Consider the following 21,365-nt stretch of genomic DNA (forward strand, 5'->3'; position numbering starts at 1 on the left):
ATTAGAGAGACTTACGACTAACGCCAGGACAACTACTAAAAATTATGTAGATAAGCGTCAGTGTGGCAATACAATACCGGAGGGCACCATTTCCTTCTTTAATTTTTTTGTGATCGCTTCGGACTCCTCTTTCTTAGGTGGTTGCCAACAGCTGTGCTTTTAAAGGCATCTACCACGATATTAGAGAACGAATTACTATCTACGTCCTCCGCGATCTTACGAAGCTTGTATACTCAGGAATACCTTGTACGCCTGGCGAATAATATGTCCATTCTCTTCTAGTAAGAGGATCGCATAGTACATGGAATCCAATTTTCGTTCAGGTACTTCATTAATGTAAAGAAATCTTCAGCGCCCATAGTTATGCTTTTTTTTAACAGTACTATATTGCCTTCTTCGCTTTAGCTTGCAGGTTTTTGTACCAATCCTTCTAATCCCCTAGCTTCACTGCAGTTTATAATGACCGAGCTAAATTAACTCCAGTGCTGTTTTTTCAATGATCATCGTTAATATGCCTTCGTAGTTGTAGATATCGAATAAGAGTTAGGTAGAAGAAATAGCCTACAACTATTTAATTTCTTTGGTAACAATCTGATTCACCACTGCCATTTTCTTTTTAAATTTCTGGTGTTAGCATATTATATAACAACGATTCTTTTACCATTCACTCCGCCTTTGACTGTGATATCTTTAATTACCTGCGCAGTAGCGATAATAACGAATATGTTATCAACCAGTAAAGTAGAGCAGCTCATCATCAAGGTAACCTGCTAGTATAATGCGCGACCTTTACTAATTTTCATTCAGACTATCCTATCATTTTCGCATTCGTATTTTCTTTTACTACTTGCTTCTTCAGATTTTTTAACTATTTCACTCTATTATTACGGTATTAAACTCTGTTTTTCACCTAAAAAATCAATGCTATTCTGAATAGATCAATTAGATGGAATATTATGACCTATACTAATATCTAGTCACTGAGTCAATGAGAATAGATGAATCTGATTGAAAAGGAATTATTCATCTGGAAAAATCCTAAGAAAGGTATTACCTTCTTTAACATGTACTACTTTTCAGTGATACATCTATTGTGCGCCATAAAGCTGAAAGACGTAGGGAAGGAAAGTGCGTAAAATCACACTTGATGGACTTTACTGAATCATGACAGCGCGAATCATGGCGCGATCCGCGCTGCTTTTTGTTGTGCATACCTAAGATTTTTTTGTGCAGGCTAGTAATTAGGTAAATGTAGAGGAAAAAACTAATTCACATAGTTCCTTTTTATGATTCTATTGCCATCCGCAGTTTTTTCATGGCGTTTTTTTCTAATTGTCGTACACGTTCAGCCGATACGCCGTACTCATCCGCCAACTCCTGTAGAGTGGTTTTATTTTCTTCATCCAGCCAACGGGCACGAATGATATGCTGGCTGCGCTCATCAAGACACAGCATTGCATCACTTAGCTTATCTGCAGCATGTAATTCCCAGTTATCCTCTTCAATGTAATCGGCAAAAGCTGAGGTTTTGTCCTGTAGATAGAGAATTGGCGCTAGTGCTTTGCCTTCGTTGCTTTCATCATTAGATGATATATCGAACGTCATATCCTGTGCAGCCATACGAGATTCCATTTCACGTACGTCTTTACGACTTACGCCCAATTCACGTGCTACCATTTCTACCTCATCTTTGCTAAACCAGCCTAAATGCTGTTTGGCTTTACGAAGGTTAAAGAACAGCCTACGTTGCGCTTTAGTGGTAGCAACTTTTACGATACGCCAATTACGTAGTACATATTCATGAATCTCGGCCTTAATCCAGTGTACTGCGAAAGAGACTAGACGCACGCCCACTTCAGGGTTGAAGCGACGTACCGCCTTCATCAGTCCTATATTACCTTCCTGAATAAGGTCCGCTTGCGGTAGGCCGTAACCAGAATAATTACGAGCGATATGCACTACAAATCGCAGATGAGATAAGATAAGCGTTTTAGCAGCATCCAGATCTCCCTGGTAGTGTAGCCGTTCAGCCAGCGCTTTTTCCTCTTCTGCCGATAACATTGGCCAAAAACCGGAAGCCCGAACGTAAGATTCCAGGTTACCAAGAGGAGCAATAGCTAAAATTTGCATTTCTTTGGTCATTCAAACCCTCACAATAATGGTCAGTAATTTACCGCTTCTTCCCTTTGACCAGACGTTCATTGGAGTAAACATCTGAGAAAATTCGGAGTCGATGTATACTACAGAGTAGCCAAGTTATCCACAAGTTCAATTGTAACAGTGAGTATCTTACACACAGATGATGAGATAAGAAGAAAAGGTTTTTCTACACTCGCTTCTTTAGTAATGGAATAGAGTAGTATACAAAAAATATTGAAGTCATTAAGTGGCATGTAAAATATATAAATCTTGAGCTATTCATACTGCTAATCAGCTATCTGATCGACAATTACGGTAATAAGTAACAAAAACACTCGTTACATGAGAATGCTACTAAAAGTCGAATGAAATAACCTGGTTACTTTATATTTATTTATCGACTGGAGGGCAGCACCAGTACTGCTCATATTACGTTTATTGAATATCGTAGTATTATTGCATGCAGACGTTCATAATTAAGCATTATCATGCACACGAATTAGCGTGCTCTAGTATATTATAATTAATTATAAAAATTGCCACTCAGTTTGTTCAAACTAAGCAAAATAGCGGACTACGGATCAATGAACTATGATTTATTCGAAAAATACTGTGTCTACTCTGAGCTAGCAGCTTTAATTAGCTTTAATTATCTTCTGGACAGCTCGATACTATACATTAGCTTTAGATTAATAATTTTTAGGTAGAATGACCAATCAATAAATCTTATCTAGTAAGAGCATAAGACGTATACTCTGCGCAGTTCCTAATGTTCACTAAGATGTTTATTTCTTCATCTTGCATTAAAAAACAGCAATCATTCTAAATTAGTCCTCTCGGACAAATAATGCCTCAATAAAATCCTTTGCCTTAAACGGCCGTAAATCTTCAATGTCTTCCCCGACACCGATATAACGAATGGGGATAGCAAACTGATTAGCTAAAGAAAAGACTACACCACCTTTCGCGGTACTATCCAACTTAGTCAACGCAATACCAGTGACCCCAATAGCTTCATGAAACAGTTTAGTTTGGCTGATGGCATTTTGGCCAGTACTTGCGTCAATGGTAAGCATCACCTCGTGAGGAGCATTCTCATCCAATTTTTTTATTACCCGGATGATTTTTTTAAGCTCTTCCATTAAGTGAATTTTATTCTGAAGTCGCCCAGCCGTATCTGCTATTAGAACGTCAATGCTGCGCGTTTTTGCTACCTGGATGGCATCAAATATTACCGAAGCAGGATCCGCTCCGATACGTTGTGCCGCTAATACTGAGATATGATTACGCCTTCCCCACACTTGAAGTTGCTCGACAGCAGCCGCGCGAAAGGTATCTCCTGCTGCTAACATCACTGATTTACCCTGTTTCTGATATTGACGTGCCAATTTTCCTATAGTAGTAGTTTTACCAACACCGTTTACACCTACAATCAGAATAATGAATGGAGTTCTGTTGTTGATTTCAAGCGGTATATCAACCTGCGCTAGAATACTAGACATTTCTGCTTTTAGCATGACGTAAAGGGCTTCAGCATCGCGCAGTTGCCTACGGTTCGCTTGCTGGGCCAGAGTGGTAATAATGCAGTGCGTAGTCTTTACGCCCACGTCAGACATTAGTAGCTGCTCTTCCAGCTCCTCGAACAGATTGTCGTTAATTGTCTTGTCACGGAATAGGCGAATAAAACCGGAGCCAAGGTGCTCCCGGGTTTTTGCCAAACTTTGATGCAGGCGAGTAAAAAAACCTTCTTTAGCTAAGAACTTCTTTTTCTGCTTAATAATTGTTGCATCAGCGCACTGTGAATTACAGCCAATGTTCTTTACATCTTCTTCTTTTTTAGTAACAACCGCTTTAGATGCGTCGTTCGACAGTACTCTAGACCTCTTTAAGGCAAGCAAATGCTCTTCACTATCTAGATGATTCTTATTTTCTATTAATATTTTTGGGTGAGTTGCCTGCTCCTTGGTGACCTGTTCAGTCATATTACCAGTATGCACATTTTTAGTATCCGTTTGTGATAAAGTTGATTCTTCCTGTTGTAGCTGCCGTTCATGTGTTTTACTAAACGGTTGTACTCCTTCCTTTTTTTTAAATTTTAGCCAAGGAAAAAAGCTATATTTTTTCTCTTTTACCATTCTATCACTATACTCCTAAATAGCTTCATCCTATTTGCTTTTTACTGTTACCATAAAGATAAAACAGTGCTAGTTAGCACGGCTAACCACCGCAAAAATATTGAATTATTTATTATATTGGTCATTCTTGCCAATTTCATAACCTTTTGAAGGTGTGGATATTGTACGTGTTTTTTAAAGTTTCTTTTTACCTCTTTGCTCGTTAAACAGTGCTCGTTTTTATTAATTGGCCAGTATTAGCTAACGATCCTTATGCCTATAGTATGCACCTTTTTACAAAAGGGATGTAGGAGCAAAGTAAGTTACTGAAGCAGTTATATCTCATGTGAAAACGCAGTTAAAGCATGGAGTAGAGAGCAGCTGCCATGAAGTGAGTAATAGGCGGGTGTGTCTTTACTAACGCTGGATTTATTTATTATAAAATAATAGTATGGGGAAAAGATCTAGTCAGATACTATTTATACCTGTTATACTTGCTTCAACACACGTTCTCTTAAATGTTCTACACTTTGCTTTCTCCCTTTCCAATTGAAGTTTACCCTCTTGCAAGATTTATAAATTATCCAGATTGGAGTAATACTTATTATTTAATTGTTAAGTGTAAGTAAATGGGGTGGTTTCTTGTCGGTGGTTTTACGCAGTTGCTTGATAAATATCATGGTTCGAAGTATAATTAAAGAAAAGGTGGTAGCAGTGTAGTCGTACTTCTTTGTCTTATTGAGATTAAATAGACAAAATAAGCCAAGCGTGCGTCTGATTGTCACGTTGTGAGGCTGTTACCTAACCTGGTGTTGGGTGGATTATTGTCTTTAAGGGAGAAGAGATGCTTTGGTCATTTCTTGCTGTACTTTTCTCTGGCTGGCTCTATGTTGATGCAACCTATCGTGGTCCACAGTGGCAACGGTGGCTGTTTAAACCTATTACGCTATTGTTGCTGGTCGGTTGGGCCTGGCAAGTACCGATGCTCAAACTTATCGATTACTTAATTATAGCCGGGCTGTTGGTTACGTTGATTGGCGACGTGATGCTATTGCTGCCACTTCCGCGACAGCAAATGTTTTATGCTATTAGTGCCTTTTTCCTTGCATATTTACTTTACACTATGCGCTTTATTGCCGATATGGCGATAACTTTCTATTGGCCAATTTCGCTAACGTTGTTTATTATAGGAACAGTTACTATATCTATAATATGGAATAGACTAGAAATGCTGCGATGGCCTATTTGCACACTAATCGGCATGACTCTAGTAATGACTTGGGTGGCCGCAGAACGGTATTTCTTTCTTCCCAACAGTGAGAACTTTACACTTATAGTGGGTAGTAGTTTACTGCTTTTAGCGAATATTATCTGGTTTATCAGTCAATATCGTTACCATTTTGGCGCTGACAGTGCTGTTGTTTCCGTCTGTTACTTCGCGGGACATTTTATGATTGTCCGTTCTCTTTGGTTTTAGTTATGTTATACAAAAATTGTATTTTAAAGTAATGCTATATAATAGAGTAAAAGATTTAGTTAATTAAAGGCTGTGCTGTTTTATGCGTACTGCTATGTGTTAAATATGCTCATAGCTTACTGATTTCTATTTTTGCTTAAAACAATACTCACTGCAGTGATCAAACTTTTTTATTGAATAGGTTATGTGATAGATATAACCGTTTTTACCTATCTGGAATATTAGTTAGCGCAGTGATTTCGAAAGTTAATGAATAATATAATATAGTAATCTAGAAGATCAGGCCTTTATGAATTAAATAGTGATAAGGCAGAGTTTCGATCTGTTGCGCTAGTAAACCATGCTCCATAAAGCGGCAAAAACTGGGGATATCGCGTGTAGTAGCCGGGTCGTCAGTTATAACTAGTAAAGTTTCACCTACCTGCATATTGCGTATTTTTTGACGCACCATCATTACTGGTTCAGGACAGCGCAAGCCTGATGCATCCAATTTATAATTGGCACTAGAGAAATCATTACTCATAAATTACTCAATTAAAAGGTGGGAAGTTTATTCTAGCGCACTGTTCTGAAAATACAAAACGAAAACGATTAACTATAGGTATGAGCAGAGAGAGCTCCATATATAGTGTGGTCTAAAGTGCTTATCTAAAAAAATTAAAGTATAAACAAAAACGGCAGGAATATTCCTGCCGTTTTTGTTTATACTTTAATTGCGTGCAACGCGCCAGTAGTCTATAAGCCGTAAATAGTTGTACTTCACTTTTTCCACCAGTTCTCCATCGTCTAACTCGTTCCGCAACCATTGGCGGGCTGGATGACCGAAAATAGTTCTACCTACTGCAAAACCTTTCACCCAAAACGCTTGGGCCGCAGCAACAAAACCATCTTTAAGTTCCTCTTCTGAGGCATCTAAGCCTAGTAGCAAAATACCACGACAGTACGGATCCTGTTGTTCAATTAGACTGCCGATTACTTGCCAGCTCTCAGCTGACAAAGGTGGTAACTTCCACCAATCTGGCCGGATGCCCAGTTGATAGAAATGGTGAAGTATCTCCAGGTAGTAAACTTCATTATGGTCTGGATTGCTCTTCGGTAGAATTACCTCTAATAAAAATTCATGACCACTTTTATTACACCCCTTCCATATATCTAATAGAAGAGCATCCTGCTCTTTACGCATCTCGAAGCTATCTTGCGGATGGTAAAATACCAGGCATTTCACAACTTGCTCAATAGGCCAATCGATAAGTTGAGAACCTATATTACCATGTTCAAGACGCAGAGGACGTGAGCCAGGCTGCTCGACTGGGCGGCCTATCCACCATCCTTTCCCAGTAATAGAATTCAAAGCTCTCTGCCCGTAAGTAGTATCAGCAAGAATACCTATTCTACTGTTTAGTCCAGCATCTTGTGCAACTTCTTCCGCAGCCTTTAGCAATAACATTTTCAGTGCCGGAATTTTACTCTCGTCCACACATGCTTCTTGTACCATCTCGGCTAACTGTTTACGATGATCAAAGGCGAAAACATTCAGTTCCAGCCACTGCTGTTTCCGTGTGGTAACACGATGCAAATGATTAAGATGTGTATTAAAATCAAGTCTTTTAACTGTCTTATAGTGGTTAAGGAAGTAATCTAGTTCTACTTTGGTCGGCATCGCAGGTGCACAGCCGTGGCGTGATACTACCAATGCACCGCAAGCATTGGCGTAACTACATGCCTGCTCCCAGCCTTCATTATTAAGCCAGCCCCGCAATAAGCCGGACATAAAGGCATCTCCTGCACCTAATACATTTAATACTTCTACTTGCACCCCTCTATACAATCGAGTTTTATCCCAAGAATTAGGGATTCTCCCTTCAAACACCGCACAGCCTATCGGACCGCGTTTACACACCAATGCCGCCAGTGTTGCCTGGCGTACATTCTTTAGCGCAGTGAATGTGTTAGTACTACCCCCCGCGAGATGAAACTCCTCTTCTGTTCCGACTATCAGGTCAAAATGATGTACTATTTTCTGCAATTGCTGCGTCACCTGATCTGATTTAATGAAACGCGTTGCTCCATCTCCTAAGGTCGTTAAGCCCCATAATACCGGGCGATAATCAATATCCAGTATCTTACGTAGGCCATTACGGCTCGCGATATCCAGCGCTTTTAAGACTGCCGCACAGGTTTGTGGATGAGAAAGGTGTGTACCGGTCACCGCAATTGCACGGGAAGAGATAATAAAGTCTTCGTCTATATCTTCTGGTACCAGCCCCATGTCAGCACAGTTATCACGATAGAAAATCAGTGGAAAAGTATCTTCATCCTTAATACCTAAGATTACTAGTCCAGTCAGGCGCTGCTTATCAGTAATTAATCTATCGGTATTACATCCTACTCGGTTCAACTCTTCACGTAAAAAGCGGCCGTTATGCTCATCGCCCACACGCGCTAACATTGCCGACTTTAAACCCTGAATAGCAGTACCATAAGCGACGTTGCCGGAGGAACCACCGAGATATTTAGAAAAAGTTTTCACATCTTCTAACCGTGCACCAATTTGCTGACCGTAAAGGTCAACGGCAATGCGCCCAATACAAATTACATCAAGCTGCTTGTGTATAGTCATACCTATAGTTTCCTTCTGTAATAAGCAGACATATTTGTAAGTAGAGCGATAATCTTACGTATGTATGGCTTTTTTCTTTCTAGGCTAGTACTATTCCAAGTATAGGAAATAAATATTCTAAATTAAATAAAATATGAATTTCAAATTCATGAAAGATAAATCTCGTATATCACTTTTTAAAATTAATCATATTCATTCAATATGATAAAGTTGCATCTCAAAAACTACGTGTTTAACCAAAAAAATATTTTTCTTTACTGAAATTTAGTGAAAAATAAAATTCAATTATAATTTATTGATTTTCAATTAATTGTGGTCACTTTTCGCGGTACGCTACATCATCACCCTGCCATTAAATTACAACATGTATATGTATAAGGAATAGCATATGGGCACAATTAAAATGACTACCGCGCAAGCACTAGTTACTTTTCTTAATAATCAATACATTAATGTGGACGGCGTAGAAAAAAAATTTGTAAAAGGCATCTTTGCCATTTTTGGTCACGGTAACGTACTAGGCTTGGGACAAGCGCTAGAGCAAAATAGTGGTGATCTAATTATCTATCAGGGTCGTAATGAGCAGGGTATGGCACATGCTGCGATTGGCTTCGCTAAACAATCTCTACGACGCCAAATTATTGCCTGTAGCTCTTCAGTCGGCCCTGGCGCTGCTAATATGCTTACCGCAGCCGCTACTGCGACCACTAATCGTATACCTTTACTACTGTTGCCAGGCGACATTTTTACCACTCGCCAACCTGACCCAGTTTTGCAACAAATCGAGCAAAGTTATGATCTAAATGTTAGCACTAATGATGCTTTCCGTGCAGTAAGTAAATACTGGGATCGAGTCAGCCGCCCCGAACAACTAATGACTGCATGCATTAATGCACTACGTGTGCTTACTGATCCTGCCGAAACCGGAGCTGTGACTATTGCGCTACCACAGGATGTACAGGGTGAAGCCTGGAATTTTCCAGATTACTTTTTTCATAAACGCGTTCACCGACTTGATCGACGTCTACCGACCGTAGTGCAGCTTGAGGACGCATTAATGCTAATTAGCCGAAAGCGTAATCCCATGATCGTGATGGGTGGCGGCGTGAAATATTCCGAAGCAGGTGAAGTACTGCGTCAATTCGCTGAACATTACCAGATTCCTTTTGCGGAAACCCAAGCTGGCAAAGGTACTATTGCTTCCGATCATCCACTGAACGTTGGCGGAGTAGGTGAAACCGGGTCCCTAGCCGCTAATCTATTAGCAAAACAAGCGGATTTAGTGATTGGTATAGGCACTCGCTATACTGATTTTACCACTGCTTCAAAATGGATTTTCCAGAATCCTGATGTCAACTTTCTTAACGTTAACGTCAGCAACTTCGATAGTTACAAGCTTGACGGGATACAGTTGCTAGCAGATGCACGCGAAGCACTAATAGCACTGGATGCCCGACTAGCGGCTAAAAACTATAGCAACGATTGGGGCAATCAAATTGAACAGGCACAAAACAAACTTTTAAAGGAGATACAGCGTATTCACCAGGTCGAATATACCGGAGAAGAATTTATTCCTGAGATTGCAGACCACCTCGACTATAATTCGGTATTTGCCGAATTTAAAACTCTTACTCAGTCAGTTCTCACCCAGAGCCGAGTACTCGGAATTCTGAACAATCATCTTCCGCAAGATGCAGTGATTGTAGCAGCAGCAGGCAGTTTACCAGGTGATCTACAACGTATCTGGCGTACCCGCGATTACAATTCATACCATGTTGAGTATGGCTATTCATGCATGGGTTATGAAGTCAACGCCGCGTTAGGAGTAAAGTTAGCGCAGCCGCAACGTGAAGTTTATGCGTTAGTGGGAGATGGATCTTTTATGATGCTGCATTCTGAGCTAATTACTTCGATTCAGGAACATACAAAGATCAACGTAGTGCTTTTTGACAACATGACCAATGGTTGCATCAATAACCTCCAGATGGAACATGGCATGGACAGTTTTATCACTGAGTTCCGCTTCCGTAACTCGGAAAGTGGTAAGCTAGAAGGCGGGTTCATTCCAGTAGATTTTGCCTCTATTGCAAAAGGATATGGTTGCAAATCCTATCGTGTCACTACGCTAGAGCAATTACTGGCAGCACTGGATGATGTGCAGAAACAGACGATTTCAACTCTTATCGACATTAAAGTGCTCCCAAAAACCATGGTGCATAAATATTGCAGCTGGTGGCACGTTGGGGTAGCGCAGACTTCTAAATCTAAACGCATTCAAGCAATGGCAGAACAGCTTAACAAGCATGTCGATGAAGCACGTAAATACTAATTTCTTCCAGAAACCCCCCCCGATCTTTTCATTGATATACATTCTATAGGTATATGTATGACTTTAAAAATTGGCGTTATCGGTACCGGTGCAATCGGTCAAGAGCATATTCGTCGCTGCGAAAATGTTCTGCAAGGGGCAAAAGTTGTGGCTGTATCGGATATCAACGTCGAAGGTGCTCGTACTACACTACAACATCTAAATATTGATGCGGAAAGCTATGCTGACGGCCATCATGTAATTCAATTGCCGGAAGTCGATGCAATTATAGTCACTTCATGGGACCAGACGCATGAAGAATTCACACTAGCAGCGATCGAAGCAGGCAAACCGGTATTCTGCGAAAAACCTCTCGGAATAAGTGCAGAAGGCTGTCGCCATGTTGTGAACGCAGAAATAAAACATGGAAAGCGTTTAGTGCAAGTTGGTTTTATGCGCCCTTATGATACGGGCTATCGAGCTCTAAAAAAAATCATTACCGACGGTAGCATTGGTGAATTATTAATGTTGCACTGCGCTCATCGCAATCCAACTGTCCCAGAAAGTTACACCACTGATATGGCGATAACAAATACTCTTATTCACGAACTAGACGTGCTGAGGTGGCTCACCAACGACGAATATAAAACCGTACAGGTGATTTTTCCACGAGTAACATCAAAATCACATTCTAGATTAAAAGATCCTCAAATCGTTCTTTTCGAAATGCAAAAAGGAGTACGAATCGACGTTGAGATCTTTGTTAATTGTAGCTATGGCTATGATATTCAGTGTGAAGTGGTAGGTGAAACTGGTACGGCAAAACTGCCAGAACCTGCCTCAGTTCAATTACGTAGTGAAGCAAAAATATACACCACTATCCAGACCAACTGGAAAGATCGCTTTACAGCAGCCTACGATATTGAGCTACAGACCTTCATCAACGATGTAAAGGCAGGTGGTGAACTTACCGGACCTTCAGCATGGGATGGTTTCGCAGCCTCTGTAGCCGCTGATACATGCCTAAAGGCACAAAAGAGCGGCGCTATAGAACCTGTTGAAATATCACAGTGCCCAGCTTTCTACGCCAAGAAATAAGCGGGTTTCTATTTATATAGCGAATTCTAACTGCTCTGACCTTTCAGGACTAAACAGATGAATAAAGAAAACATAAAACTAGCAATCTCGCCAATTGGCTGGACTAACGACGACATTCCAGAACTAGGCAAAGAGAATACTTTCCAACAAACAGTAAGTGAAATGGCGTTGGCAGGTTTTACAGGTAGCGAAGTTGGAAGTAAATATCCTAGAAATCCGGAAATCCTTAAACACATGCTCGATATTCGCGGTATTGAGATTTGCAATGCCTGGTTCAGTACTTTTTTTGCCGAAGGTAAAAAAGTTCAAACTATTAATGCATTTCTTAATCATATGAATTTCTTGTACGCCCTAGGCGCACGTGTAATCGGTTGTTCTGAACAAAGCAAAAGTATTCAAGGGACCACACTGCCAGTGTTGGAAAAAAAGCCGATCTTCACCAATGAAGAGTGGCACTTAACGGCAGCAGGCTATAATGAACTATCTGATATTGCTGACGCGAAAGGAATGCGTGTTATGCTACATCACCATATGGGTACCGGTATTCAAACTGTGGAAGAGATCGACCAATTTATGACGTTAACTAAAGATAGCGTAGGTTTGCTCTATGATACCGGTCATCTCTACTACTCTGAAAAATCTCAGCAGGTAATGCTTAATGTATTAAAAAAATACTTACGTCGCATTTTCCATATCCATCTTAAAGATGTGCGCGACGAAGTTTTAGTGCAGGTACACAACAATCATCTAAGTTTCTTTGAAGGGGTGAAAAAAGGTACCTTTACCGTACCGGGCGATGGCGTAATCAACTTTAATCCAGTATTTCAAATACTAAAGAATTACAATTATCAAGGATGGATGGTAGTAGAAGCTGAGCAGGATCCAGTGTTGGCTAATCCATTTGAATATGCCGTGAAAGCCCGTAAATATATTCGTGAGAACGCTGGTCTATAAGTATTCCTGATTGTTTTGAAAAAATAATGTTATTTTCTTTTTATTTTTGCGAAATCCATGGTTCCATATTTTATATGGATTTATTTATAAATACAAGAAAACTCTTAATCAGAGTAAAGAAATGAAATTTCTTATTCATTTGGTAGTATAGAATACATTATTCAGCCATATTTCTATTTTTGATAATCAAACAATAAAATGATCCATAATAATTCTACTCAACTCTCTCTGTTACAAGATGATATTCGTAGCCGCTATGAAACATTAAGTAAGCGATTAAAACAGGTCGCTCGTTATATTCTTGATAACAGCAACAGTATTTCCTTTGATACTGTTGCTTCCATCGCTGCGCAGGCTGACGTGCCACCTTCAACCTTAATTCGCTTTGCTAATGCATTCGGTTTCAGCGGATTCAACGAAATGAAACAGGTTTTCCGTCAGCACTTGATGGAGGAGACTGTTAACTATACCGAGCGAGCTCGCTTATTTCGCCAGACAGCTACCGATGATTCAGATGTCTCACCGGAAAGCCCTATGGAGATCTTGAATGTCTTTACTATGGTTAATAGCCATTCATTACGACAGCTAGCGATACAACTTAATCCTCACCAACTTAATAAAGCAATTCATCTTCTTAACAATGCTGAGAACATCTACGTGATAGGTCTCCGCCGTTCTTTCAGTATCGCCTCTTATCTAGTTTATGCGCTACGCCATCTTGAGCGACGCGCATTTCTTATAGACGGCTTGGGTGGCATGTTCACCGAACAGCTTAGCCTAGTGAGCTCTGAAGATGTAGTTACCGCCATTAGCTACTCACCTTATGCGCATGAAGCTATTGAACTAGTTGAGATGGGCGCAAAACGCGGTGCGCGTCAGATCGCTATAACCGATAGCCAAGTCAGCCCGTTGGCAGCTTTCAGTGATGTCTGTTTCGTAGTACGTGAAGCTCAGATTAACGGGTTCCGATCTCAAGTTGCATCTCTTTGTCTAGTACAAACACTGGCAGTTTCACTGGCGTTGCAAAGCTAACAAAGGCTGAGCTTTAATTTATCAAGGATAAAAAGGTAATTTTGAAATAAATTTTTGATTCTTTTTGAGATATTACAATTACCGAACGTACGGATAGTTATCGCTATTTAACCAAATATGATCTTTTTCACAGGTAAATCTCCACAAGCGCACTGGACCTGCCATTACGTTAAGGTAGTAATTATTATAGCCAGCTATTGTTGCTACTGGATGATAACCGCGTGGAACGGTGACTACGTCACGGTTATAAGGCGCCATACACTCATCCACCATACGATCGTCAGTGTAGACACGCTGCATTGCAAAACCCTTTTCTGGATCGAAACGGTGATAATAGGTCTCTTCAAGATAGGTCTCCGTGTCGCTGTTTTTCTGATCGTGCTTATGACTGGGATAAGAGCTGGTGTTTCCTTCATTAGTATAGACTTCAACCACTAGTAGACTATCGGCCGGTTTGTCGTCCGGCAAGATATTGTGCACTAGACGCTGATTGTGCCCTTTGCCGCGATATTCAACGCCGACGTCGGCGGGCTCGATCAAGCGTGCTAGTAAACTACCTTGGCTAGGTGCGTTGCATACTGCCAGTTCTAATTCACTATTAGCAATCACTTCTACTTCATCGTCGTGTGGTACATAAACAGAATAAGGAGGAATGCGCTCAAATGGTGACATACGCTTGCCAATACTGAGAAATTCCGCGTTACGCGTTTTTATCGAAGCGAATCCTGCCACCAACACTAAGCAAAGTTCTTTATCAGCGCTACTTAACCATAAGGTTTCGTTTTTCTTCAGCAGATAAGCATCAAAGCCGACATAGAACCAACCTGTGTTTTCTGGAGTTACATGCTGGATACGACCATTACTGTCTGGTTGCTGAGTTTTTAAAAGAAAAGACATCCCAATTTTCTCATTTTTTTAAAACAACACGCTACAAAAGCACTCCCACTAGCTAATCACTAGGATAGATAAAGTAATATCATTAGCCTAGCGTAGGCATACTAAATTCTGAGTCAGTTTGCTGGCCATTCGACCAGCGTGACGTAACGGTTTTCATGCGAGTATAGAAACGCACGCCGTCAGGACCATGCATGTTAAGAGCACCAAATACCGAACGCTTCCAGCCTCCGAAGCTGTGGAATGCCATTGGCACCGGTACTGGTACGTTAATTCCGACCATACCTGCCTCTACGTTCTGTACGAATTCGCGGGCAATGTGACCTTGGCGCGTGAAGATGGTACTACCGTTGCCAAACTCATGACTGTTCACTAACTGCAGAGCACTAGCATAGTCAGGTGTGCGCATGATGCTAAGCACTGGTCCAAAAATTTCTTCACGCCAGATCACCATCTCAGGTGTTACGTGATCGAAAAGCGTACCACCGACGTAATAACCTTCCTCACAGTTTAAACCTAATATTTGGAAATTGCAGCGGCCATCAACCACTAGCTTAGCACCCTCTTGCTCGCCTTTATCTATATAGCTCAGCACCTTTTTTTGATGTGCAGTGGATACTACCGGCCCCATATCATTCTCTTCCCTGTCTTTGTGAATACCTGGACCAACTCGCAGGTTCTTGATCAGCGGAGTGAGATGGGTAATTAGCTTATCAGCAGTTTCCTCTCCGACTGCAACTACTACCGGCAATGCCATACAGCGTTCACCAGCTGAGCCAAATGCGCCGCCCATAATCGCTTTAACGGTGGCTTCGAGATCAGCGTCTGGCATCACGATAGCATGGTTTTTCGCTGCACCGAACGCCTGCACACGTTTACCGTGAGCACTAGCTATTTTATAGATATACTCGGCGACACTAGAGGATCCAACAAAGCTAACCGCGGCAATACGCGGATCTTTATAAAGCTGCTCGGCATTTACGTTAGAGCAGTGAACTACGTTAAACACTCCATCTGGCAACCCGGCTTCTTTCAGCAATTCTGCCATACGTACTACTTCTGAAGGATCAAGCGCGGACGGCTTCAGTACAAAGGTATTACCGCAGGCTAAAGCAATCGGGAACATCCACAACGGTACCATTGCCGGAAAGTTAAAAGGCGTAATCCCAGCCACGACACCTACTGGCTGCATTAGAGAGTAGCTATCGATACCTGGGCCTACATTCGCTGAATATTCGCCTTTGATTAGATGCGGTATACCACAGGAGAACTCCACTACTTCTAGGCCACGCGTTAGCTCGCTCTGAGCATCTGACCAGACTTTTCCATGCTCCGAGATAATCAGTTCAGCTAGTGGATTGCGGTATTGCTCAATCAGCTCTTTAAAGTTAAAGAGAACGCGGGCTCGGCGTAAAGGCGATGTCTTCGACCAAGCTGATAAAGCTTCATGTGCCACTGTAATTGCTTCAGCCACTTCCTCGCTGGTACTCTGAGTCAGCTCACGTACTACTGTGCCAGTTGCCGGGTCATAAACAGGGATAGTTTCATTGCTAGCACTGTAGGTTATCTGACCGCCAATAAAGTTTCCTATGATGTGCATATTGTAGCCTCTTTGAATATATAAGTTCCCTGTAGAGCCTCAGTAAATTCTCACGCCGTATGTTCTAGAAAACCGACAACTCATCATAAAATATCATTTTGGAATATATTTTCCATATATAATTTTTAGAGATTTCAATTTTATCAAAATGTATTTTATATTTCTACCTGAAAAAATGAATAAAGGTTAGAAATGGATAGATAATATTAGAATATGATATGTAGTAACTAATTGTTTTTATTCTAATTTTACTAGTTATTTTTACATGGTTTCACGTTTTGTTTGTTTTTATATGCTCTAGATAAAATCTATGAAATATGAAATTAAAAGATTTAATTAGTCTAATATAGATTTTTAAAAAAAATTTTGAAAAAAAATCTTAACTTCCATTAGTATTTTACATCCTGACAGGAGGAGACACAGAATGTCGATAGACCTGACCCGTTTCTGTATTAACCGTAAAATAGCCCCTACTCTTTCAATTAAGGAGTTTTTTCAGCTGGTTCAGCGCATTGGTTTGAACAAAGTAGAATTACGTAATGATATGTGGAGCGGAAAAGTGTGCGATGATTTAACTTATAAGCAAATGCAGGATCTCATTACGAAATATAACATAGAGGTCATTACCATCAATGCACTCTATCCTTTTAACCGCGTGGATGAATCAGTCCTGAAGAAAGCTGAGGGGTTGCTACAGGATGCAAAGGCTATTAACGCTAAAGCATTAGTAATGTGTCCGTTAAATGAAGGCGTTGACATTACGGCAGAAGAAACGTTGGCATCTATCAAAACCCTAGAGATATGCTTTGCGCAGTATGGGGTAAACGGCCTTGTGGAACCGCTAGGATTTCCGACTAGCTCGATGCGCTCGGCAGTGAAGACTCAGCAGCTCATCAATGAAGCACACTCATCCTTTAAATTAGTGATAGATACCTTTCATCACCATATCTATGACAATGCTGAGCAGAATTTTTCAACAGCAATCGATGTTAATGTGATTGGGTTAGTACATATCTCTGGTGTAGAGGATACTCGTGCTACTGCAAAACTAACCGATGAAGAGCGCGTCATGCTAAGTAACAGAGATGTACTGAACAGCGTGGCACAGATAAAGCGACTGGAGGTACTCGGATACAAAGGTATCTATGCTTTTGAGCCCTTTTCTTCACAACTAAATAGCTGGAAAGCAGTTGAAATTGAGCGTCAGATTAATCATAGCATTCATCTACTACAGGCCTAATTTTTCCTTATATAGCATTGAATCATTCTCACATTATCTACATCCATATTTTTTTAAACCATCAAATAAACTTTAGGTGAACAGGAGTATATATGTCACACTCAGATATGAAATAGAATTATAATCAGTAGATTATCATTAATTATCATAATAAAGCGCATACCAGATCGATGATGTCAGCATCAAATCCATAAAAGTTTTATAAATTAGCAATCTCATGATCTTAAATGGCTTTCATTAAGATCTTCAATGACTCTTACATTTTAGAGCATTTTATAGAAGGAAGAAAAAAATAAGTGAAAAACATGAAATAGGAAATAAAGAACTGATTTTAACATCATACCCAGTACCACCACCGAATAGTAAAACAGAGATGCTGTGCCAGTTAGATGATGTATCTAATGATGTATCTAAATACACAGATCTAGAGCATGTGTAACTCACAGAGGCAGTCAATCCTGGTCCTGTTTTGAACTATTGCTCCCCTTATATGCAGTATAAACAAGTAATTCAAACTTCCTACCAAAAAATAGATAAAGTGGAGCTAAGAGCTACCGAGACTTTTTTCTTGAAAGAGAAAATGAATTGAACAAATAGTAATTCTTTTTAAAACTTGAATCGGACCACCTTGTCTGTACTGGTTCTTAGTACTTTGTAAAAAACTCCAATTTTCGAGTTCTTTGTCAGCAATATAAGATCTTTCAAATAGTAAACAGAGTATACTCTGTCGTTAATTTTTTCATCTAAGTAAAAATGACATGTCTAATTTTTATCTTGCACAGCGACTAAGAAGACTACGATCCAGCTCGGCGATGCGTTCACTTTTTCAAGAAACTTCTGTTGGCCTGAATGATTTGGTATTGCCGATTTTTGTTGAGGAAGGTGTTGATGATTATAAAGTGATTAAAGCAATGCCTGGTGTAATGCGTATTCCGGAAAAACGTCTTGCCTATGAAATTGAACGTATAGCTAAAGCAGGTATTCGCTCTGTAATAACATTTGGCATTTCTCATCATGCTGATGCCACTGGTAGTGATACTTGGAATGAAGAAGGGTTGGTAGCACGCATGTTGCGTATCTGTAAAAATACTGTGCCAGAAATAATCGTCATGTCTGATACATGCTTCTGTGAATATACTAGCCATGGCCACTGCGGTGTGCTATGCGATCACGTTGTCGATAATGACGCAACATTAATAAACCTTTGTAAACAGGCAGTTGTTGCAGCAGCAGCAGGCGCAGACTTTATCGCACCGTCAGCAGCAATGGATGGCCAAGTGGTAATGATACGTAAAGCACTTGATGCTGCAGGATTTATCCAAACTTCCATTATGTCCTATTCTACTAAATTTGCTTCATCGTTCTACGGTCCGTTTCGTGAAGCAACTGGTACTAGCCTGAAAGGCGATCGCAAAACGTATCAGATAAATCCGATGAATCGCCGAGAAGCTATTCGTGAGTCGTTGATCGATGCTACTGAAGGTGCAGATGCACTGATGGTAAAACCGGCAGGTCCATACCTTGACGTACTACGCGAAATTCGCGACAATACTAAGCTGCCGCTAGCGGCTTACCAAGTAAGCGGTGAATACGCCATGATAAAATTCGCTGCTCAAGCAGGTATAATTGATGAACTTAATGTAGTGCTGGAAAGTCTAGGTTCGATTAAACGTGCGGGTGCCGACCTAATTTTCAGCTATTTTGCCCTTAATCTCGCAGAACAAAAAGTTTTTTAATTAGCTTTAATAACCTACAAGCAGTCATTAACACGAGCACAGGTTGATTGTGACCTTTATAGATTCTGTTGTAATTAATTACGAGATCCTTCAATTAGAGTTCTTTAACATCCTGCTAATATGCTAATAAATGATGAGGTGCAACCCATTGTATAAATACACTACGCAACTTGAAAAGTCTCAAACACTATTCTGAAGTAGGATTAATTGCTTCGATTCCTTTCTGGAGTAATTTGGTTTGATAATTAGCATGTCGCACGGGTTTTACATGCATATCTCTTTTAGGAGAGAGGAGAGATACGTTTAATATTTAATACAAGATGTGTCGTGTAATAGGAGTCTTCTTTATATAAGAAGAAGTAGCATTGTATCTTCTAAACATTCATTACAAAATTACGAACAGAGAGAGATTAATACGCTATCATCGCTTGATGATAGTGTGTTTATTGAGAAATAACATAATAAAGAAATAAAGTTATTCATAATTAGATGAATGTCCATCTTAGTTATGATTTTAAATATTAATGCTCTGTTTGAGAAATTGAATAATCCTATATATAAAATTGTAGAGAATTTTATTAATTACCATAATAAAGTCCATCGGGATTTTCTTATACTATAAGAAAAAACTTTTCAAGTTTCTACATTGGTAAATGTTACAAGAACTACCTCCATAATGGCAAATGCTTTTTTTTAAAAAAAGCAAGTAAACCTTTCTAGATTTATGCAAACTTATAGCCCATCGTCTTAAATTTTATATTCTTTGTAAGAAAACAATTCATTAAGAAAGTGATAACATCTCGCAGAAAACATTAATTTTTATTTGCTCCAGCCAACAGATTATAACTAGCATCAGCGATGTAAGAGTTTTTTGGTGCACTTGAACATCGGCACCTTCAATACAGATTGGTTCCTTTAGACCACGTTACAAAGGGAATTAATAAAGAATGACTATGGTACCCCTTTTACTTTTTTTTAATAATTCACTATTATTTTTATTCTTTCGGCGCATAATATTGCATACCGATCTTAATACGTTCACGTCCTTTAGCTATTCGATGACGATTGGTATCGCGCAATGAGTAAATACAGCCACAATACTCTTGCTGATAAAAACGCTCTCGTTTGCTAATTGCAATCATACGTTCTGATCCACCGCCTTTACGCCAATTAAAGTCCCAATAGAACATATTAGGATAACGCAATGTGGCACGCATCCCGCAATCATTAATCTGCTGCATATTCTTCCAGCGCGAAATGCCGAGTGAACTAGTAATCACCATGAAACCATGTTCATGAGCATAGTGAGCAGTATATTCGAAACGCATATCAAAACAAATGGTGCAGCGTGTGCCGCGTTCTGGTTCCCACTCCATACCGTTTGTACGTTTAAACCAATTGTCATAATCGTAGTCTGCATCAATAAAAGGCACATTGAACCGTTCTGCAAAACGGATATTTTCCTGTTTGCGCAGCTCATATTCCTTCAGGGGATGAATGTTGGGGTTGTAGAAAAAAATTGTATAATTGATTCCGGAAGCATGCATCGCCTCCATTAATTCGCTAGAGCACGGTGCGCAACAAGAGTGTAATAGTACTTTGTTATCTTTGCCGCCGGGTGGTAATAACGGCTTATGCTGAATATTTTCAGACATGTTTGCTCCTTGTTTAAATACTCTAAAAGTGTAATATTTTGTTGTTGTAGAGGCATTAATAACTTTCCTATACCAGCACATCTATATTTATTCGAGCATCCTTCCTCTGCACTAGCGTTACTTTGTAGAGGTTACCCTATGTTTTACTAAAAGCTGACTTACATCCCCCCCACAAGTAGTATGTGGAACGCTGTATCGCGAGCTATTTACCTCTCCGTTCTAGAATTTCTTCTGACAAGCTAGAAATAGCCTCACTGATACCACGCTCATAAACAAGGTTACCCTGTATCTTCACTACCCGCTACGCATATGATCCTATCTCATACTATATGAAGTCCAATTAATTATTTTTTTCTAATGCAGATATAGACATATCATATAGCTGTATGCTATTCATCTACTAATTTTATAAAGCACACGTAGATAGATAGAAAATATATGATAAAAAATAAGCCATGCTTTAATAGGGGTGATAGATCGCAATAAAATTACTATTGT

The 21,365-nt window shown here is 39.9% G+C and carries 14 protein-coding genes; 7 read left to right on the forward strand and 7 right to left on the reverse strand.

What is annotated here, in order from left to right:
- Nucleotides 1–1,284: 1,284 nt before the first annotated feature.
- Both rpoH and ftsY read right to left on the reverse strand, forming a co-directional pair.
- Nucleotides 1,285–2,142, reverse strand: coding sequence for an RNA polymerase sigma factor RpoH (gene rpoH, locus FD729_RS04150; RefSeq protein WP_159932027.1), 858 nt, complete (start codon nt 2,140–2,142; stop codon nt 1,285–1,287).
- Nucleotides 2,143–2,966: 824 nt separating this feature from the next.
- On the reverse strand, nt 2,967–4,274 hold the full coding sequence (gene ftsY / locus FD729_RS04155; RefSeq protein WP_159932028.1) for a signal recognition particle-docking protein FtsY: 1,308 nt from the start codon (nt 4,272–4,274) through the stop codon (nt 2,967–2,969).
- A gap of 823 nt (nt 4,275–5,097) precedes the next feature.
- On the opposite strand from ftsY, the gene FD729_RS04160 reads away from it, so the two are divergent.
- On the forward strand, nt 5,098–5,730 hold the full coding sequence (locus tag FD729_RS04160; RefSeq protein ID WP_159932029.1) for a lysoplasmalogenase: 633 nt from the start codon (nt 5,098–5,100) through the stop codon (nt 5,728–5,730).
- A gap of 271 nt (nt 5,731–6,001) precedes the next feature.
- On the opposite strand, the gene tusA is transcribed toward FD729_RS04160, so the two are convergent.
- Both tusA and iolC read right to left on the reverse strand, forming a co-directional pair.
- Complete coding sequence (gene tusA, locus FD729_RS04165; RefSeq protein WP_159932030.1) at nt 6,002–6,253, reverse strand: sulfurtransferase TusA; 252 nt, start codon at nt 6,251–6,253, stop codon at nt 6,002–6,004.
- Between the two features lie 186 nt (nt 6,254–6,439).
- On the reverse strand, nt 6,440–8,350 hold the full coding sequence (iolC, locus tag FD729_RS04170; protein ID WP_159932031.1) for a 5-dehydro-2-deoxygluconokinase: 1,911 nt from the start codon (nt 8,348–8,350) through the stop codon (nt 6,440–6,442).
- 388 nt (nt 8,351–8,738) lie between these two features.
- Between iolC and iolD the strand changes: the two genes are divergently transcribed.
- From iolD to FD729_RS04190, 4 genes are all read left to right on the forward strand, one after another.
- Nucleotides 8,739–10,679: a 3D-(3,5/4)-trihydroxycyclohexane-1,2-dione acylhydrolase (decyclizing) gene (iolD, locus tag FD729_RS04175; RefSeq protein WP_159932032.1), complete on the forward strand. Its 1,941-nt coding sequence runs from the start codon at nt 8,739–8,741 to the stop codon at nt 10,677–10,679.
- A gap of 57 nt (nt 10,680–10,736) precedes the next feature.
- Nucleotides 10,737–11,756: a Gfo/Idh/MocA family protein gene (locus tag FD729_RS04180; protein ID WP_159932033.1), complete on the forward strand. Its 1,020-nt coding sequence runs from the start codon at nt 10,737–10,739 to the stop codon at nt 11,754–11,756.
- Between the two features lie 57 nt (nt 11,757–11,813).
- On the forward strand, nt 11,814–12,710 hold the full coding sequence (gene iolE, locus FD729_RS04185) for a myo-inosose-2 dehydratase (RefSeq protein ID WP_159932034.1): 897 nt from the start codon (nt 11,814–11,816) through the stop codon (nt 12,708–12,710).
- A gap of 201 nt (nt 12,711–12,911) precedes the next feature.
- Nucleotides 12,912–13,742, forward strand: a complete 831-nt coding sequence (locus FD729_RS04190) for a MurR/RpiR family transcriptional regulator (RefSeq protein ID WP_159932062.1) — start codon at nt 12,912–12,914, stop codon at nt 13,740–13,742.
- Between the two features lie 78 nt (nt 13,743–13,820).
- Here FD729_RS04190 and iolB read toward each other — a convergent pair whose 3' ends face one another.
- Nucleotides 13,821–14,639, reverse strand: a complete 819-nt coding sequence (iolB, locus tag FD729_RS04195; RefSeq protein ID WP_159932035.1) for a 5-deoxy-glucuronate isomerase — start codon at nt 14,637–14,639, stop codon at nt 13,821–13,823.
- Between the two features lie 82 nt (nt 14,640–14,721).
- Nucleotides 14,722–16,236 (reverse strand): CoA-acylating methylmalonate-semialdehyde dehydrogenase, encoded by a 1,515-nt coding sequence (locus tag FD729_RS04200; RefSeq protein ID WP_159932036.1) that lies wholly within the window; start codon nt 16,234–16,236, stop codon nt 14,722–14,724.
- A gap of 424 nt (nt 16,237–16,660) precedes the next feature.
- On the opposite strand from FD729_RS04200, the gene FD729_RS04205 reads away from it, so the two are divergent.
- Together FD729_RS04205 and hemB are read left to right on the forward strand one after the other, a co-directional pair.
- Nucleotides 16,661–17,476, forward strand: coding sequence for a TIM barrel protein (locus tag FD729_RS04205; RefSeq protein ID WP_159932037.1), 816 nt, complete (start codon nt 16,661–16,663; stop codon nt 17,474–17,476).
- 758 nt (nt 17,477–18,234) lie between these two features.
- Nucleotides 18,235–19,212, forward strand: coding sequence for a porphobilinogen synthase (gene hemB / locus FD729_RS04210; protein WP_159932038.1), 978 nt, complete (start codon nt 18,235–18,237; stop codon nt 19,210–19,212).
- Between the two features lie 995 nt (nt 19,213–20,207).
- Here the strand turns inward: hemB and FD729_RS04215 are convergent.
- Nucleotides 20,208–20,867: an epoxyqueuosine reductase QueH gene (locus FD729_RS04215; protein WP_159932039.1), complete on the reverse strand. Its 660-nt coding sequence runs from the start codon at nt 20,865–20,867 to the stop codon at nt 20,208–20,210.
- Nucleotides 20,868–21,365 lie beyond the last annotated feature (498 nt).

This window comes from Pantoea sp. Nvir (assembly GCF_009829915.1).
Taxonomy (GTDB): Bacteria; Pseudomonadota; Gammaproteobacteria; order Enterobacterales; family Enterobacteriaceae; genus Pantoea.

Bases quoted from the DNA above. Each gene is read 5' to 3' on its own strand.
- tusA (WP_159932030.1), bottom strand. From the start codon at position 6,253: ATGAGTAATGATTTCTCTAGTGCCAATTATAAATTGGATGCATCAGGC.
- FD729_RS04200 (WP_159932036.1), bottom strand. From the start codon at position 16,236: ATGCACATCATAGGAAACTTTATTGGCGGTCAGATAACCTACAGTGCT.
- FD729_RS04160 (WP_159932029.1), top strand. From the start codon at position 5,098: ATGCTTTGGTCATTTCTTGCTGTACTTTTCTCTGGCTGGCTCTATGTT.
- rpoH (WP_159932027.1), bottom strand. From the start codon at position 2,142: ATGACCAAAGAAATGCAAATTTTAGCTATTGCTCCTCTTGGTAACCTG.
- hemB (WP_159932038.1), top strand. From the start codon at position 18,235: ATGTCTAATTTTTATCTTGCACAGCGACTAAGAAGACTACGATCCAGC.
- ftsY (WP_159932028.1), bottom strand. From the start codon at position 4,274: ATGGTAAAAGAGAAAAAATATAGCTTTTTTCCTTGGCTAAAATTTAAA.
- iolC (WP_159932031.1), bottom strand. From the start codon at position 8,350: ATGACTATACACAAGCAGCTTGATGTAATTTGTATTGGGCGCATTGCC.
- FD729_RS04205 (WP_159932037.1), top strand. From the start codon at position 16,661: ATGTCGATAGACCTGACCCGTTTCTGTATTAACCGTAAAATAGCCCCT.
- FD729_RS04180 (WP_159932033.1), top strand. From the start codon at position 10,737: ATGACTTTAAAAATTGGCGTTATCGGTACCGGTGCAATCGGTCAAGAG.
- iolE (WP_159932034.1), top strand. From the start codon at position 11,814: ATGAATAAAGAAAACATAAAACTAGCAATCTCGCCAATTGGCTGGACT.
- iolD (WP_159932032.1), top strand. From the start codon at position 8,739: ATGGGCACAATTAAAATGACTACCGCGCAAGCACTAGTTACTTTTCTT.
- iolB (WP_159932035.1), bottom strand. From the start codon at position 14,639: ATGTCTTTTCTTTTAAAAACTCAGCAACCAGACAGTAATGGTCGTATC.
- FD729_RS04215 (WP_159932039.1), bottom strand. From the start codon at position 20,867: ATGTCTGAAAATATTCAGCATAAGCCGTTATTACCACCCGGCGGCAAA.